Origin of the sequence: Streptomyces sp. NPDC101234, assembly GCF_044767525.1 — a bacterium.
In the GTDB taxonomy this organism is placed as follows: Bacteria; Actinomycetota; Actinomycetes; order Streptomycetales; family Streptomycetaceae; genus Streptomyces; species Streptomyces sasae.
In genome coordinates, this window is record NZ_JBIWOA010000002.1 from 363,813 (window position 1) to 379,469 (window position 15,657).

Consider the following 15,657-nt stretch of genomic DNA (forward strand, 5'->3'; position numbering starts at 1 on the left):
CGGAAGCCCATCCGGCCGGGGCTCGCGCGCTTCTGCAGCCGCTCTCCCAGGGAGAACGGCACCGGCACGGGGGCGCCTGCGGTGCGGCGTGCGATCAGGTCCTGCGGCAGCCGGAACGGACCTCGACACCCCACCGCCACAGTGGGATAGCGTGCACCCCCGTCCGGGACAGCGTGCTGGTGGCCGGCTCACGGGACCGGAGTCGGTCAGCGGGAGTATCCCTCCAGGTTCGGTTCTCGTCATCAGCTCCGGAGGGAGACCTCAGGGCAGTGGCCCGGGGGCTGTCTGTCGGCCGGTCCGGATCTGGGGGGCAGTTGAGCGGGACGCATTCGTCAGAGGCGCGCGATTACCCTGGCGCAGGTGGACCTGAACCTGCTGACCGCGCTTGACGCCCTGCTGGAAGAGAACAGCGTGCAGGCGGCGGCCGACCGCCTCCATCTGTCCGCGCCCGCTCTGAGCCGGGCGCTGACCAGGATCAGGCGGTCGACCGGGGACGACATCCTGGTCCGCACGGGGCGCACGATGACTCCCACGCCGCGGGCCGTGGCCATGCGTGACGAGGTGCGGGCCCTGGTGCAGCGCGCGAACGAACTACTCGGGCCCGCGCAGGAGTTGGACCTGGCCGCGCTGCGGCGGACGTTCACCGTCCAGGGGCACGACGCACTGATCGGGGCGCTGTACCCGGCGCTGCTCACCCGGGCCGCCGTCGAGGCGCCGGGTCTGCACCTGCGGTTCCTGCCCGAGCCGGCGGTGGACACCCCTGGCCTGGCGCGCGGGCACGTCGACCTGGAGGTGGGGGCGACGGTGCCCGCGTCGCCGGAGATCAGCCACGAGACCGTCGGACACGACCGGCTCGTCGCGGTGTTCCGGGCCGGCCACCCGCTGGAACAGGACTTCACCCTGGAACGGTTCGCCGCCGCTTCACATGTCATCGTCTCGCGGCGCGGCCGGCTGCGGGACGGCCTCGACGAACTGCTCGCCGAGCGCGGACTGGAGCGCAGGGTCGTCGCGGCACTGCCCACGGCCGCGCTCGCGCTGCAGGCCGCCGCGCACAGCGACACCGTCGTGGTGGTCGCCCGCCATCTGTGCGCGCGGACCCGGGACGATCTCGGGCTGCGCACCCACGACCTCGACCTCGACCTGCCTGCCGCGCCGGTGGTGCTCGCCTGGCACAGCCGGTACGACACGGACCCCGAGCACACCTGGCTGCGCGGGCACTGCCGTACCGCGCTGGCGGAGGCGCTGGCGCAGTAGGGAGGGGCAGGCGGCGCGCTCAGCGTGCGAGCGGGACCAGGATCCGTCCGCGCGGGCCCGTGTCCGCGGCGTCGAGCATCGCGGCGGCCACGGTGGCCTTGCTGACGCCGGCCGGGAAGATCCGCCGCGGTACCCCGTCGAGGGACACGGTCCGCCAGGTGGCGCTGACCGGTCCGTCGGACATCGGGCCGACGTGCAGGACCGTGCCGCCCGCGGCCAGGATCGTCTCGTCCGCGCCGACCTTGTCGTCGAGTTCGGCGCGGAGGAACACGCCGGCCAGTGTGCGGGTCAGCCACCCGGCGGCCTTCGCCGACCGGCCGGTGCCGAAGGCGCCGACGGACACGACCCGAGCCGGTGCGGCCGCGACGATCGCCCGGGCACCGGCGGTGAGTACGCCGGGCTTCTCCCCGTCGCCCGTCCCGAGGGCGGACAGCACCGTGTCGCGGCCGTCCAGCGCCTTGGCGATCGCCTCCGTGTCGAGGACGTCGGCGGCCACGCGGGTCAGCCTGGGTGAGTCCGGGAGCGCGATGCGGTCGGGGCGCCGGCAGATCGCCACGACCTCCTCGCCGCGGTCGAGGGCCTGCCGGGTGAGCTCGGTACCGACGCCGCCGGAGGCGCCCAGGATGGTCAGCGTCATGACGACAGCACCTCGAGCGCGGCGGAGTGCACGCCGGGGGCCGCGACCAGGATGTCCGGGCTGTTCAGATCCCACGGCTTCCCGGACAGGTCGCTGACGAGGGCGCCGGCCTCGGTGGCCAGCAGCGTGCCCGCGGCCGTGCCCGGCAGGTCGGGCTCGTACTGCCAGAACACGTCGGACTGCCCGGACGCGACCCTGAGCAGCGGGAACGTCGTCGGGACGGTGTTGCGCACCAGCAGCGCGCGGTCCGACATCGCCGCGACCGCCCGGCCGAACCTGGCGTGCGTCCCGGGGCTGTTGCCGGCCTGGCTGGCACTGGCGATGGCCGAGTCCAGGCCGGTCTTGGCGGACACGCGCAGCGGCTCGCCGTTGCGCCAGGCGCCCGTGCCCCTGACGGCCGTGTAGGTCAGGTCGTCGACCGGCTGCCGTACGACGCTGAGCTGCGGGATGCCGTCCTTGACCAGCGCGATCGTCACGGCCCACTCCGGCAGGCCGTGAACGTGGTTGACCCCGCCCTCCGCGCCGTCCACGATCCACCACTCCCCGGGCGGCAGGTTCCGCTCCGCTTCGGCGCCTTCGTCGCCTTCGTCGTCGAACCACCCGGTGCCCGGCAGGACCCCGTCCAGCACCTCGCGTACGGCGGCCACCGAGCCCTGCTCCAGACCGGCACCCAGGTGGTACATGGCGGCCCGGTCGGCGGGCCTCGTCTGCGGGTCGAACCTGGCCTTCAGGAAGTCGGCTCCCCGGTTCGCCGCCTCCACCACAGAGGCCAGCAACTCGCCGTATGCAGTCATGGTCTTTCCCCTCGCCTCGAAGTCATCGCCGTCATCGCCGCGTCGCGCCGACAGCCACAGTCAAAGGCCCGCAGTCACATGAATCAAATGCACTCTCTTCAATCGAAGATTTACTCAGACGCATTCATGGATCCGGGGGTCCTGTCTGCGCGCCCGCCCGCCTGAACTTGTGCAATGCGCGATGCAACAGGCTGACGGGCAATCATGAATGGCCGGGGTCAATGCCCTTTCCGCCTTCGAGCCTGCCTTGAAGGGCAGGCTCGAAAAACTCTGCCGCGGCGAAGCAACCTGCTCCGACGGCGGTTCGTATCAACAGTCGACCGATTCATTTTTGTCGACTTCCGGAAGACGGAGAATTTCCATGAAGCAAATCGCCAAGCGGACGGCCCTGGCCGCTACGACGACCTTGGCGGTGACGGCGTCGCTGACCGCCGTCACGGCGACGGACGCGTTCGCGACCAATCAGGTCGACTGCGGCCGGAGTGACTTCGTGCAGGTCACGTCCCATCAGGCCGGCCACTCCGACACCGACCTGTGCTTCGCCAACGCCGGAACCATCTCCCTGCCCGGCAACTCGTGGATCACCCGGATCTCGACCGGCGACAACCGCGTCCAGTGGTTCGGGGACGCGGCGTGGCAGCCCGCCGACGGGATCGACAAGTGGACCGTGATGACCTGGCCGAACCACCCCGGTGGAGTGAGCGCATCCTGGATCAGGATTCTCTGAACCATCGGCAGTTGCCCCAAAGGGCAGGACCGTACCCCTGGAAGGTGGAGAATTTCCATTGGTACGGGGACGGAAGATGGCAGTCCGCCACGCCGATCGAGAAGAACACGGTCTACACCTTCCCGAACAACCCGGGTGGAGTCCGTATGGACGAGATCAGGATCCTCTGAACCGCCGTTGACATGGGGCGGCGACCTTGCCCGATCGCCGTCCCTGTCGCCCCTGGCCCGCGAGCCCCGGCTCGCGGGCTATCAGCCGATCAGGCCACTCCCGCGTGAGGGCCGTCAACACGCTCTCGCGCGGCGGCCTCGGCACGGTTGCCCGGTGTCCGCAGCCGTGGGGCATGCCGCACGACGTGTTCGTGCCCGTCGCGCTGTGGAGGTCAGGGCGCCAGTCTGGCGCCGATCGACGGGTTTCGGGTGTTGCTGAGGAAGGGTGTCGAGGGGAGTCGGCCGTCCGGACCGCGGTCGGCGGTGGGTGACGTGGTGCCGGTGAGGTCCAGTGCCGCGGTCGTCCAGCCTTGTTGGTCCCAGGAGTTGGCCGTGTGCCCGGCCTGGGTGCCCAGCCAGTCGTCGGGGTGGTTGCCCAGCGCCAGGTCGCGTTGCAGGACCGCGGCGGAGGTGACGAAGGCGAACCCCGCCGCACCGTTGCGGTAGGCGGTGTCGTTGGTCAGCCGGGGAGTTCCGGCGGCCCCTGTCTCGGTGAACCCGAAGCCGGCGTTGTCCCAGGCCGCGCTGTCGGAGACGACGGGGGCCACCTTCAGGCCGGCGTCACCGCCGAGCTTGAACCCGCTGCCCCCGGCGGAGAAGTCCGCGATGCCCCAGCGGTTCACCCCGTTCCCGAACGCCCAGGTGTGGTCGATCGTCACGGAGCCGTCGAACCCGCTGAGGTCCAGCCCGTCGCCCGAGTTGTCGTAGATCCGGCAGCCCCGGATCCGGTTTCCCGCCCCGGAACCGGTCTTGAATCCCACACCGTCGACGTGTCCGCCGCTCGCCCCGGACTCGTGGTTGTCGTAGAAGTCGCCGTCCTGGATCAGGTTGTCGTGCGTCCACGCCCCCTGGAGGAGGAGGCCGGTGCTTCCGTTGCCGTGCACGACGAGCCGGGCGAGCACGTCGTCGTGGCAGGAGCCGCAGACGAACGGCTGCCCGGCGGTGCCGTCGATCTCCAGCCCCTGGGCCGTGACGTACCCGCCGCTCAGGACGAACAGTCCGGCGCCCGACGGCAGCCGGGATCCGTCGAACACAGGGCGCTCGTCACGGTAGTTGCTCACGGTGATCCGGTGCCCCCGGGTGCCGGAGGCGGCCAGGGAGATCGTGGTTCCGGGGTGGTAGGTGCCGCCGCGGACCGCGACCGTCTGGCCCGGCCGGGCCCGGGAGACGGCCCGGGTCACCGTGGCGAACGGACGGGCGAGGGTGCCCGGGTTGGTGTCGTCCCCGTCCGGTGCGACGTAGTAGTCGGCGGTGACGACGCCTGAATAGGCGGCCGGCGAGGTCTTCGGGGTGGGGGACGGCGTGGTACGGGCCGAGGGGACGGCACCGGGCAGGTGCGGGGCGCCGGCGGCCGGGCTCCGCAAGGTGTTGGGGGCGTCGTATCCCGGGGGCAGTTGATGGATCGCCACTCCGGTCACGACGGCCAGCGTGACGGTGGCGCCGGCCGCCGCGGCCGCCGCCTTCACCGGGATCCGGCCGAGCGTGTGCCGGAAGGAGCTCAGCAGGGACGACACCAGTCCGCCGGCCGCGCCGTGCTGGGCGGCGAGGCCCGGGACGGCCGCCACCAGTGCGGCCGGGACGGCCAGCGCACCGATCCGGATCGGCAGGTCGTCGACCGAGCTCCAGGTGGCCGCCGCCCCGCATCGCGGGCAGTCCTTCACATGCCGGTCGAGCCTGGTCAGCAGCCGTCCGCCGGCCGCGGACGCCGTGCCCGCCGTGCGCGAGGGGCCCGCCGTGGGCGAGGGACCCGCCCGGCGCCCGCCCGCCAGGGCGTCGAGATCGGCGCATCGCGGGTCGGCCCGCCAGGCGGCGAGCACACCGACGGCGACCGAGAGCCTGCCCTTCATCCGCTGGATGCGTACGGCGGTGTGCGGAGCGCTCAGGTCCAGCGCTTCGGCGACCTCGGCGCGGGTCAGCTGCCCGGCGGTCTCCTGCCACCACAGGGCCATGGTCCGGCGTTCCTCGTCGCTGAGCCAACGGCCGGCTTCCAGCAGGTCGTTGCCCGCTTCCTTCAGTGCGCGGCGGTCGAGGGCGACGTCGGCGAAGGAGCGGGCGTCGTCGGGAATCCCGTCCGCGTCGGTCACGGGCCGGTGCCGGGCGAGCGCCGCCTTGCTGCGCCGTCCCTGCTCCTGCATCTGACGGATCGCTATGGACACGAGCCAGGACCTGAACCTCTCGGGTTCCCGCAGCAGGGGCAGCGCCCGCATCGCGCGCAGCATGGTCTCCTGGACGACGTCGTCGACGTCCCCGTGACCCTGCAGACCTCGTCCGACGACGTTGTAGACCAGGGGCAGGTACTCGGCGAACAGGGCCGCCCGTGCCCCGGGGTCGCCGGACCGGGCGGCCTCGACCAGGCCGGGTCCGGTCAGTTCGGTCCGGGACGGGCGGGTCGCCGTGGGGGTCGTGGGCCCGGGGGGCGTGGGCCGGGCCGGATCCTTGCGCAAAGCGCCCTCGCAGAATGATCTCGGGTGAAGGCGGTCATGATGGCATGGCCGCGTCGACCGGCCAAGCGGCACCGGGCCGCGAAGTCCGGCGAAATCGAGGGCTCCGAACCCGTTATGGGCTGCCGGGGTGGGCCGTCTCCGTAGGGACAGCGGAGAAAGGAACGGCACCGCAATGAATTCCAGTCGGGGCAGAAGAGCCCGGAGCAGGCGCCCCAAGTGGCACCTCGCGGCGGCCGGTGGCGCGGCCATCGTCGTCACGGGCAGCGTGGCGATGGCGGCCGACGTCGTCTCGGGAACCGGCGGTTCGTCCGGGGCGAAGGCCGGCACCTACACCCTCTCGGTCGCCGGGAGCGGTCTGTGCATGGATGTCACCGGCGGCGGTTCGGTCAGCGGCGCGCGGATCCAGCAGTGGGGCTGCGCGAGCGGGCAGAGCAACCAGCGGTGGACGCTGGCCGACCAGGGCTCCGGCAGGTTCGCGGTCAAGTCCGCCGGCGGGATGTGCCTCGACGTCCCGGGCGGCTCCACGGCCGTCGGCACCCAGCTGCAGCAGTGGGGCTGCGCGAGCGGCCAGACCAACCAGCAGTGGACGCTGAAGGCGTCGCGGAACGGCACGTACCAGATCGTCAACGTCAACAGCGGGCTGTGCGTCAGCGACAAGGGGGCGAGCACCGCGCCCGGCGCCGCCGTCATCCAGGAGACCTGCACCGCCAACAGCAACAAGCTCTGGAAGCTGAACCCGGTCGGTGGCGCCGCCGCCACCCCGACCCCGACCCCGGCCGCGGCCGCCGGACGGACCATCACGGTGGCCGCGGACGGCAGCGGTGACGTCACCACCGTCCAGGCGGCGGTCGACAAGGTCCCGGCGAACAACACCACGCCGGTGACCATCGCCGTGAAGAAGGGCACCTACCGGGGCGTCTTCACCGTCCCGGCCGACAAGCCCTACGTGACGCTCAAGGGCCTCGGGGCCGCCCCCGCCGACGTCGTCCTCGTGCAGAACCACGGGGCCGGTACGAAGAAGGCGGACGGGACGACGTACGGGACCTTCGGCAGCGCCACCGCGTTCGTCGGCGGGCACGACTTCTCGGCGTCGAACCTGACCATCTCCAACGACTACGACACCGGGACCAACAGCACCGGCCAGGCGGTGGCGCTCAGCCTGTCCGCCGACCGGGCGGTCCTCACGGACGTCCGGATCCTCGGCCACCAGGACACCCTGCTGGTCAACGACTCCGCGCGGGCCTACTTCCTGAAGTCCTACGTGGCCGGGACCGTCGACTTCGTCTTCGGCGGCGGGATCGCGGTCTTCGACCGGTCCGAGATCCACCAGCTGGGCAGCGGCGGCTATCTCACCGCCGCCAGCACACCGGCGGCCCGCACCTACGGATACCTCTTCTACAAGTCGGACATCACCGGCGCCGGAGCCGCCGGCACCAGCAGCCTCGGCCGCCCGTGGCGGCAGAACGCCCAGGTGCTCTACCGCGAGTCCACCATCGGGTCGTTCGTGAACACCCGGCAGCCCTGGACCGACATGTCCGGCGCCACCTGGAAGAACGCCCGCTTCAGCGAGTACCGCAACACCGGCGCCGGTGCGACGGTCAACGCCAACCGGCCCCAGCTGGGCGACTCCCGGGCGGCGGACTACACCCCGGAGAAGTACCTGGCCGGCTCGGACGGCTGGAACCCCCTCGCCACGGCCGGCGGCGCATCCGGTACGACGGCGGGCACGTCGGCAGCCACGATCTGCAAGCCCACCGACTACGGCGCGAAGGCGGACGGCCGGACGAAGGACACGGCCGCACTGCAGAAGGCCATCAACGCCTGTGCCGGCAAGGGCACCGTGGAACTGACCAGCGGCAAGTACCTCTCGGGCGCCCTGACCCTGCCCGGCAGCCTCACCTTCACCCTCGACTCCGGCGCGACCCTGCTCGCCTCGCAGGACGCCGCGGACTACGCCGCCTCGGGATCCAAGCTCGCCCCGTTCCTGTCCGCGTCCGGTGTCAAGAACCTCACCATCAACGGCTCGGGCACGATCGACGGCCAGGGTGCCCCCTGGTGGGCCAGGACCAAGTCCGAGAAGGCGGCGGGCAGGACGCTGTCGTCCCGCCCCGGCCTGGTCGACATCGGCGACGCCTCCGGCGTGAAGATCACCGGCATCACGCTGAAGAACGCGCCCAACGTGCACATCACCCTGAAGAAGGTCACCGGCGCCGCTCTCGACAGGATCACGATCTCGGCACCGGCGGACTCGCCCAACACCGACGGGATCGACGTCTGGTCGTCGTCCGACGTCGCGGTCACCAACAGCACCATCGACGACGGCGACGACAACATCGCCATCGACTCCTCGCCGTCGGGCGGGCCCGCCCACGACATCTCGCTGAGCGGCTGCACGATCCTGCACGGCCACGGCCTGTCCATCGGCAGCTACACCGCGGGCGGCGTCTACGACATCGACATCCATGACAACACCCTCAACGGCACCACCGCGGGCGTACGGATCAAGACCGCGCGCGACCGCGGCGGCGAGGTCCGCGACATCACGTACAAGAACCTCACGATGACGAACGTGGCGACGCCCATCCAGGTCGTCGGCTACTACCCGAAGGTGCCCGCGGACGGCGACGCCGCCCAGGCGATCACCGGCACCACCCCGAACTACCACGACATCACCGTCTCCGGCCTCACCGCGACCGGCGCCGGCGAGGCCGGCCAGATCATCGGCCTCCCCGAACGGCCGATCACCGGGATCACCCTGACCTCGGTCACCATCAGCGCCAGGACCGGCCTCACGGTCCGCAACGCCACGGTGCGCACGAACTCCACCACGATCAAGCCCGCATCGGGCTCGGGGTATCTCGTACAGAGCAAGGCCACCGTCGAGTGATCCCGTAACGCCAAAGGGAGGCCGGCCCCGCACCCGGCCTCCCCTCGACCGGCGTGCTCCCCGGCGCGACGGGGGCACCGGCCTCAGGTGTCGATGGGGTAGCTGTCGTAGCCCGCTCGCAGCAGGCGTTCGCAGGCGTCGTGGACGTCCCCCGACACGGGCGGTGGGGAAACCGTGGCCGGTTGACGCCCACGCGCTGTTCCGGCAGTGCATGGGCCATTCGGCTTTCGGCCGGTGTGCAAGGCGAAATGACACGGGATGTTCTCGGCATGTGCCATCGGCGGTGATCCGTGGCGCTCATCGGCCGCAGGAACGAAGGAACCCGAACATGAAGTACCGGATGGTCGTGCTCCTCCTGGTGGGCGCGCTGAGCATCGCGGCCTCCGCCACGGCGGTCTCGGCCGGCCCGACTCACCTACGGGCCGTGTCCCGGAGCGCGGGGCCACGGCCCCCGGGGCCGACACGTCCCCCCGGACCGGGGCGTCCTCCCCGGCCCACGCCTCCGCCGGGTGCGGTCAACGGCGAGGCCTGGGCATGGACTCAGCTCACCAGCCGCGGTACGCAGATTCGTTACGTGTCCACCGACACGGGCCAGACATGCCCCTCGGTGCGCTACACCCTGGGGGCGGCCACGAACACGGTCATGATGCACCTGGTGAGCAGCCCCGATGGAGCACAGTTCCCGACCAAGGTCTGCGAGCTGGGTGTGCCCCTCACCGCGTCCGGCGCGCAGCTCGTACAGGTCACCGCGGCCGTACTGCATCCCGGCACCGGCCGGCTTCCCCTGCCCGACTGGACCGCGGCGACACGTCCCGGCAGGATCGGCGTCATCGGTGACACCGGCTGCGAGGTCCCGACGACGGGCACGGTCCAGAACTGCCGGACCGGCTGGCCCTTTCCGTTGATCGCGAACAGCGTCGCCTCCGTGACGCGGCCGGATCTCGTGATCCATGTCGGCGACTACCTCTACCGGGAAGACCCCGCCAGGGAGGACGACAAACTGCGGAATCCCGGCTGCACGACGTCCGCCGAGGCGGCCGGCTGGGCCTGTGTCGTCGCCGACTTCTTCAGGCCTGCGGAAACACTGCTGGCCGGCGCCCCGGTCGCGTTGGCCCGGGGCAATCACGAAGACTGCAACGCGACCTTCCACGGTGGTGCGGGCGGCGCATGGTTCCGCTACCTCGCCGACGAGCTCCGTGCGGACGGGTCGTGCAGCCGCCACAGCGATCCGGTGGCGATCCGCGCCGGCACCCTGAACCTGGTCTCCCTGGACTCTTCCTTCGCCGACCCCGGGGACACCGGAAGTACGGCCGAGAAGGCCCTCTTCACCGCGCAGCTCAACCAGGTGAACCAGGATGCGCAACAGCATCCGGGCAACGACTACTTCCTGTTCACGCACAAGCCGCTGTGGATGGTGAAATCAGCCGGCCGGACGACCGGCGCGGTGACTTGGCTGACCAGGGTCCTCAGCGACGCGGTCGCCGACACCGGCCTGCACCGGCTGGCGCCCAACGTGCGACTGGTGCTGTCGGGGCACGTCCACCTCTACCAGATGATCGATTTCAACACGGTCCGCCCGCCGCAGGTGACCGTGGGTTCCTCGGGCGGACCACTGGACGACGGCCCGGACGACCGCCTGGTCGTCAATCAGCCGGTCGGCACCCCGACGGAGCCCGTCCACCAGTCGATCACCCAGACCGTGAGCACCGCGGGAGGCCGGGGCGTCTTCGGGTACGCGGACCTCCGCTCCACGGGCACTACCTGGGACCTCGCCTTCCGCAACACGAACGGTGTTGTACGCGGCCCCGTGTGCAGTCTGGGCCCGAGCCTCGACAACAAGTCATTCCTGTGCAGCCCAGGCACCGCGATCGGCCGGTGAGCCGACCGGCCCGGCACGCCCATGGGGCCCGGTGAACTGCCGGTGTCGCCGAGCCGGTGTCGTCGGACACTCGCCGGTCGTTCGTTCGCGCTGGTTCGGTGAGCCGAACCATGAGCTTCGGCGACGACATCGCCCCGTTCTGTTTCCGCGGCACCGCGGCCGGTGTTACCAGCAGCCCTCGACCGTGGCGGCGAGGCCGTCCAGGCCCTGGGTGACGGTGTCGGTGGGTGCTGAGCCGTTCTCGACGAACGCGAAGCTCTTCCAGCGGCCGTCCTCGCCCTTGGTGACTCCGGCCAGGGCGGACACATCGCGCAGGGTGCCGGTCTTGGCGTCGACCTTTCCCACGGCGCAGGAGGCGGGCGCGGTGGTGAAGCGGCCGTAGGAGGTGCTGAGGGTGCCGTCGACGCCCGCGACCGGCAGGCCCTTCAGGATCGGCCACAGTGTGGCCTGGTAACGGGTGTCGACGGCGAGCCCGGCGATGGCGGAGAGCGCGTCGGCGGTCATCCGGTCGCTGCGGGACAGGCCGCTGCCGTCGTACTCCTGCACGCCGGTGAGGGGTATGCCGTAGTGGACGAGCACGGCGTGGACCGCGGCGGTGCCGCCCGCGAAGGTGGCGGCCCGGCCCTGGCCGAGCGCGGTGAGCCGCAGCAGGCCCTCGGCGATGTCGTTGTCGCTGTGCTTGAGCATGTACTCCACGGCCGTCGACAGCGGCTTGGACTTGTGGGTGGCCAGCACCGTGCTGCCCGAGGGCGTCTTGGCCCGTGCGGGCTTGCCCACCGTGATGCCCTGGGCGGTGAGCTGCTGGGCGAAGTACTGGGTGGCGGTGAGCGCGGTGTCCTGGGTGTTGTCCCCCTCGATCCGCAGGGCCCGGACGGGAGCGACGGTGTCGGGGTAGTAGTCGCTGTTCCAGCCGGTGGCGAGACTGGGGGCGGCGAAGAGGTGGTCGTCGAACATCAGCCGCACCGAGTGGTGGCCCTCGGCCTTCAGGGCCTTGGCGGCGGCGGTGGCGAGAGCCTTCAGGTCGGCGGAGCCGAGCTGCTGGTCGCCGCCGCCGACCAGGTACACCGTGCCGGACCGGTAGACGGCCTTGGTCTGCACGGTGTGGCCGGGACCCAGCACGGTGAGCGCTGCGACCGCGGTCGCCAGCTTGTTGGTGGACGCGGGCATCACCCCCGTGGTGCTGTCCTTGGACCACACCGTCTGCCCCGAGGCGACGTCCCGGACCTCGCCCACCGCATTGCTGCCCGACTGGGCGACGTCCACGCGCTGGTCCAGCTTCCCGGCCATCGCCTTGTCGGCCGCCGTCAGCGCGTTCGCCGCGGACGCGGAGGTGGCGGTCATCGCCATCGCGGCCGCCACCGGAACAGCGAGCACGGCCACCCGCTGGCCGTTCCTCCCGTTCATCCAGTTCCTGTCACGCGGAAGCGCATGCCTGCCCAAAGCGTTCTCTCCTTCGCCTTGGCCGGTTCGCCACCGGCCGTGAAACAAAACTGGCCCACCTGACCGGCGGGCCCTTGGGCCCGCCCCCCTCGTCGCTGTCAGGCGGACGGGTTGACGACCACCGTGGCCGTGTTGTTCTCGCTGTCCGGGTCGAAGGTGCGGGACGTGTCGGACTGGGGGTGGACGACGACGTGGCCCGCCGCGTCGGGGACGACCCGGTCGATGTGGAGCTGGAACGGGAAGCTGACCTGCAGGTCCGGCTTGGCCCACATCGGCAGGGTGCAGGCGTAGTGGCCGATGGCCGGGTCGTCGCCGGCCGTCCGGGCGGGGTGGCAGGTGCTGGGTACGGACGTGGCGGTGGTGCCCTCCGGGAGGTAGTAGTCGATCACGGCGACCGGGTCGCCGGAGCCGACATTGCCGACCCAGGCCGGGCCGAGGTTGTCGAAGCGGAAGGCGGTGGTGACGGTGTCGCCGGCCGCGCCGCTCACCTCGGTGCCGTGCACGGCGAAGTCGGCGGTGTTGTCGGCGTCGATGTGCCAGGCGCGGCCGTTGTCCGTGCCGTCGAGGTCGGTGGCGCCGGCGCCCGGCTGGACCTCGTAGTCGAACCGCTCGTACAGCGCGTGGCCGGTGACGGTCAGCCGCAGCGGCTCCGGCAGCTCCACGGTGGCGCCGGGTGCGATGTCGGTGTCGAAGGAACAGGTCACGTACGTCATGGCCGTGTACTGGCCGCTGTCGTCCGGCCCGGTGTAGGTGCACTGCGGGTAGCGGGTGGCGACATCGAGGCCGTATGTCGCCCACATCTTCACGCTGAAGCCGTGGGCGGTCTCGTTGCCGGTGTTGGTGACGGAGAACGGCACGGTGAGGCTGGTGCCGGTCGCGACGTCGCCGACGTCCTGCGGGGCGCTGATGCCGAGGTCCGGACCGGAGCCGACGGTGACGGAGGTCTCCGCGGAGCCCTGCGGGGCGGTGAGCTTGCCGTCGGGTCCGCCGGTGGCCTCGGCGGAGTACTCGATCGTGCCCTGCGCTCCCACGGCGGCACCTGCGGCGGCCCGGACCTGCAGCCGCACCTGCGCGCTGTAGCGGGTCGGCACGTCCCCGGTGTCGCACACGGCGACGGTACCGGCGTCGTTCGGTGCGCAGTTGTCGGGCCAGGCCACCTCGGCGACGCCGGCGAGCCCGGTGACGTCGACGGTCAACTTCCCTGCCGTAACGGTGAAGTTGGCGTTGTCGTGGTACAGGCCGAGCGCCAGCGGCCGGTACGGTGCCGCACCGCCCTCCGGGGCGACGGTGACCGCCTGGTCGTACGGCGCCTGGATCCACAGCTGATCGGTCTGCGCGGCGTCGGCGAAGGCGGTCCCGCCCCCGAGACCGGCGACGGCCAACGCCCCCACGGCTGCGGCACAGGCCCCGCTGTGCAGCGCACGCCTGATGGAGACAGAACTCATGACATCCCCCAGATGAGACCGAAGTGACCAGGCAAGTGACATGCACCGGACGGGAGTTGGACGTTCGGCCGAAACGGAGGGTTGCAGCGGAGAGGCATGAGGTGAGTGGTTCTTACCGTTTTCTTGATCGGTCCGGCTGAGGCCGCCCGGATCCGCCGTCGCCCCCAGGGGCAGCCGTACCGTGCGTGACACAGGCCACTGGAACTCCTCCGGTGTCGCGGAGAGAAGTGGTCGTGAGGGACTCAGAAAACGATGTGCGCCGCCGTGTGCGCGAAGGGGACCGCGAGGCGTTCGCCCAGCTGTACGAGGAGTTCGCCCGCGCCGTGTACAACCACGGGTTGCGGTTGACCGGCGACTGGTCGACGGCCGAAGAGGTCATGTCCGAGACGTTCCTGACCGCGTGGCGGACCCGCGCACGGGTGCTTGAGGACGGCGGTTCGCTGCTGCCCTGGCTGCTGGGCATCGCCACCCACAAGGCGGACAACGCCCGCCGGGGACAGCGCAGACGCCAGCTGTTCCTGGCGCGTCAGCCGCAGCCGGGCGCGGAGGAGGACTTCGCCGCCCGGACGGTGGGGCGCATCGACGATGCACGGCGGCTGCGCGCCGTGTCTGCCGCGCTGGGCCGGCTGCGGCGCCAGGAACGGGAGGTACTGGCTCTGTGCGTGTGGTCCGGCCTGGACTACCAGCAGACGGCCGAAGCTCTGGGCATCGCCGTCGGCACCGTACGCTCCCGCCTCTCGCGTGCCCGCAAGAAGCTCGCCCGGCTTGCGGAAGAGGACCGGGAACCACCCGCCACCCGCGGAGAGATGACAAGTGCGGCCGCGATCGCGGCCCTGCCCGTACGGGAGGAGCTCACATGAACGACAGGACCACCGGCGCTTCGCCGGAGCGCAGCGGCGACCGCGAGGAGATCGCCCGCCTGCTGCCGGTCCCGGCCGACTGGGACCTTCCGCGCGAGCAGCACCTTCGTCACAAGGAACTGCTGATGCACCACATCGACCGAGACCAGGCGCCCCGTACCCGCCCCGCCGGCCGGCTGCTGCGGCCCGCGCTCCTGGTGCCGGCGACCGCCCTGACCCTGGCCTGCGCGCTGGCCACGGGAGTCGCCCTGCACGGCAACGGCGGGACGCCCTCCGACACCGCTTCGCACCGTCCGGCCACCGACATGCAGCCCGCCGCCGCGATCCTGGGCCGGATCTCCGACGCCGCCGGGGAGCGCAGCACGCCCCGCGTGCGGGACGACCAGTTCGTCTACACCCGGGAGAAGGCCCAGGGGGCCGATCTGACCAGCGGGAAGGCTGTCCTCGACCCGCTGAAGGAACGGGAGACGTGGTCCGCCCAGGAACCGGGGCCCCTGCACAAGCTCGGGCTGGTCAGGGAGGACGGCGAGACCCTGCCGATCAACGCCGAGTTCGGTGACACCGACGGCACCCCGGCCGGTCTCAGCCGGCCCACCTACAGCTGGCTCAGCACGCTGCCCACCGACCCCGACGAACTGCTGGCGTATCTGTATGCGAACACCCCGCACGCCGAGGGGCGGGGACGGGACCAGGCGGTGTTCGAGCAGATCGGGTCCATGCTCGGCGGGATGATGCCACCGCGTATCGCCGCCGCCCTCTACCGGGCCGCGGCGAAGATCCCCGGCGTCACGGCGGCCCCGCAGGCGCGCGACGCGATCGGTCGCAGGGGCCTCGGTATCGCCCGCGACGACACGCGTTACGGCATCAGGACCGAGTGGGTCTTCGACGGGAAGGACTTCGCCTTCCTCGGCTCCCGCAGCTATCTGACCAAGGACACCTCGTACGGAAAGGCCGGAACGCTGCTGTCCAGCGAGGCGGAGCTGGAACTCGCCGTCGTGGACAGGGCCGGACAGCGGCCCGCGGACGCGGACCGTACCCGGACCGAGCCCCGGAGCTGACCGTCCGCCTCAGGGATCGGCGC

At 71.4% G+C, this 15,657-nt stretch carries 12 protein-coding genes; 7 read left to right on the forward strand and 5 right to left on the reverse strand.

What is annotated here, in order from left to right:
• Positions 1–360 precede the first annotated feature (360 nt).
• Positions 361–1,254 carry a LysR family transcriptional regulator gene (locus tag ACIRR9_RS04980; protein ID WP_403747629.1) on the forward strand — a complete coding sequence of 298 codons (894 nt, stop codon included), beginning with the start codon at positions 361–363 and terminating at the stop codon, positions 1,252–1,254.
• A gap of 19 nt (positions 1,255–1,273) precedes the next feature.
• Here ACIRR9_RS04980 and ACIRR9_RS04985 read toward each other — a convergent pair whose 3' ends face one another.
• Both ACIRR9_RS04985 and ACIRR9_RS04990 read right to left on the reverse strand, forming a co-directional pair.
• The gene (locus tag ACIRR9_RS04985; protein WP_403747632.1) at positions 1,274–1,891 is read right to left on the reverse strand and encodes an NAD(P)-dependent oxidoreductase; all 618 of its coding nucleotides are present in this window, start codon (positions 1,889–1,891) and stop codon (positions 1,274–1,276) included.
• Positions 1,888–2,685, reverse strand: a complete 798-nt coding sequence (locus ACIRR9_RS04990) for an inositol monophosphatase family protein (RefSeq protein ID WP_403747635.1) — start codon at positions 2,683–2,685, stop codon at positions 1,888–1,890. Before ACIRR9_RS04990 ends, ACIRR9_RS04985 begins: the two co-directional genes overlap by 4 nt.
• A gap of 361 nt (positions 2,686–3,046) precedes the next feature.
• Here ACIRR9_RS04990 and ACIRR9_RS04995 point away from each other — a divergent pair, with 361 nt between their 5' ends.
• Both ACIRR9_RS04995 and ACIRR9_RS05000 read left to right on the forward strand, forming a co-directional pair.
• Positions 3,047–3,412 (forward strand): beta/gamma crystallin domain-containing protein, encoded by a 366-nt coding sequence (locus tag ACIRR9_RS04995; RefSeq protein ID WP_403747637.1) that lies wholly within the window; start codon positions 3,047–3,049, stop codon positions 3,410–3,412.
• Between the two features lie 44 nt (positions 3,413–3,456).
• Positions 3,457–3,582: a hypothetical protein gene (locus ACIRR9_RS05000; RefSeq protein WP_403747638.1), complete on the forward strand. Its 126-nt coding sequence runs from the start codon at positions 3,457–3,459 to the stop codon at positions 3,580–3,582.
• A 212-nt stretch (positions 3,583–3,794) separates the two neighbouring features.
• On the opposite strand, the gene ACIRR9_RS05005 is transcribed toward ACIRR9_RS05000, so the two are convergent.
• Positions 3,795–6,065, reverse strand: coding sequence for a sigma-70 family RNA polymerase sigma factor (locus ACIRR9_RS05005; protein ID WP_403747641.1), 2,271 nt, complete (start codon positions 6,063–6,065; stop codon positions 3,795–3,797).
• A gap of 172 nt (positions 6,066–6,237) precedes the next feature.
• Between ACIRR9_RS05005 and ACIRR9_RS05010 the strand changes: the two genes are divergently transcribed.
• Together ACIRR9_RS05010 and ACIRR9_RS05015 are read left to right on the forward strand one after the other, a co-directional pair.
• Positions 6,238–8,952, forward strand: coding sequence for a pectinesterase family protein (locus tag ACIRR9_RS05010; RefSeq protein WP_403747643.1), 2,715 nt, complete (start codon positions 6,238–6,240; stop codon positions 8,950–8,952).
• A gap of 574 nt (positions 8,953–9,526) precedes the next feature.
• Positions 9,527–10,831, forward strand: a complete 1,305-nt coding sequence (locus ACIRR9_RS05015) for a metallophosphoesterase family protein (protein ID WP_403747645.1) — start codon at positions 9,527–9,529, stop codon at positions 10,829–10,831.
• 165 nt (positions 10,832–10,996) lie between these two features.
• On the opposite strand, the gene dacB is transcribed toward ACIRR9_RS05015, so the two are convergent.
• Positions 10,997–12,235, reverse strand: coding sequence for a D-alanyl-D-alanine carboxypeptidase/D-alanyl-D-alanine-endopeptidase (gene dacB / locus ACIRR9_RS05020; RefSeq protein WP_403747648.1), 1,239 nt, complete (start codon positions 12,233–12,235; stop codon positions 10,997–10,999).
• Between the two features lie 134 nt (positions 12,236–12,369).
• Entirely contained in the window at positions 12,370–13,716 is a 1,347-nt protein-coding gene (locus ACIRR9_RS05025) for a hypothetical protein (RefSeq protein WP_403747651.1), read from the reverse strand.
• Positions 13,717–13,970: 254 nt separating this feature from the next.
• On the opposite strand from ACIRR9_RS05025, the gene ACIRR9_RS05030 reads away from it, so the two are divergent.
• Positions 13,971–14,576, forward strand: coding sequence for an RNA polymerase sigma factor (locus tag ACIRR9_RS05030; protein ID WP_403748166.1), 606 nt, complete (start codon positions 13,971–13,973; stop codon positions 14,574–14,576).
• Positions 14,573–15,634, forward strand: coding sequence for a CU044_5270 family protein (locus ACIRR9_RS05035; RefSeq protein ID WP_403747654.1), 1,062 nt, complete (start codon positions 14,573–14,575; stop codon positions 15,632–15,634). Before ACIRR9_RS05030 ends, ACIRR9_RS05035 begins: the two co-directional genes overlap by 4 nt.
• Positions 15,635–15,657: the final 23 nt, after the last annotated feature.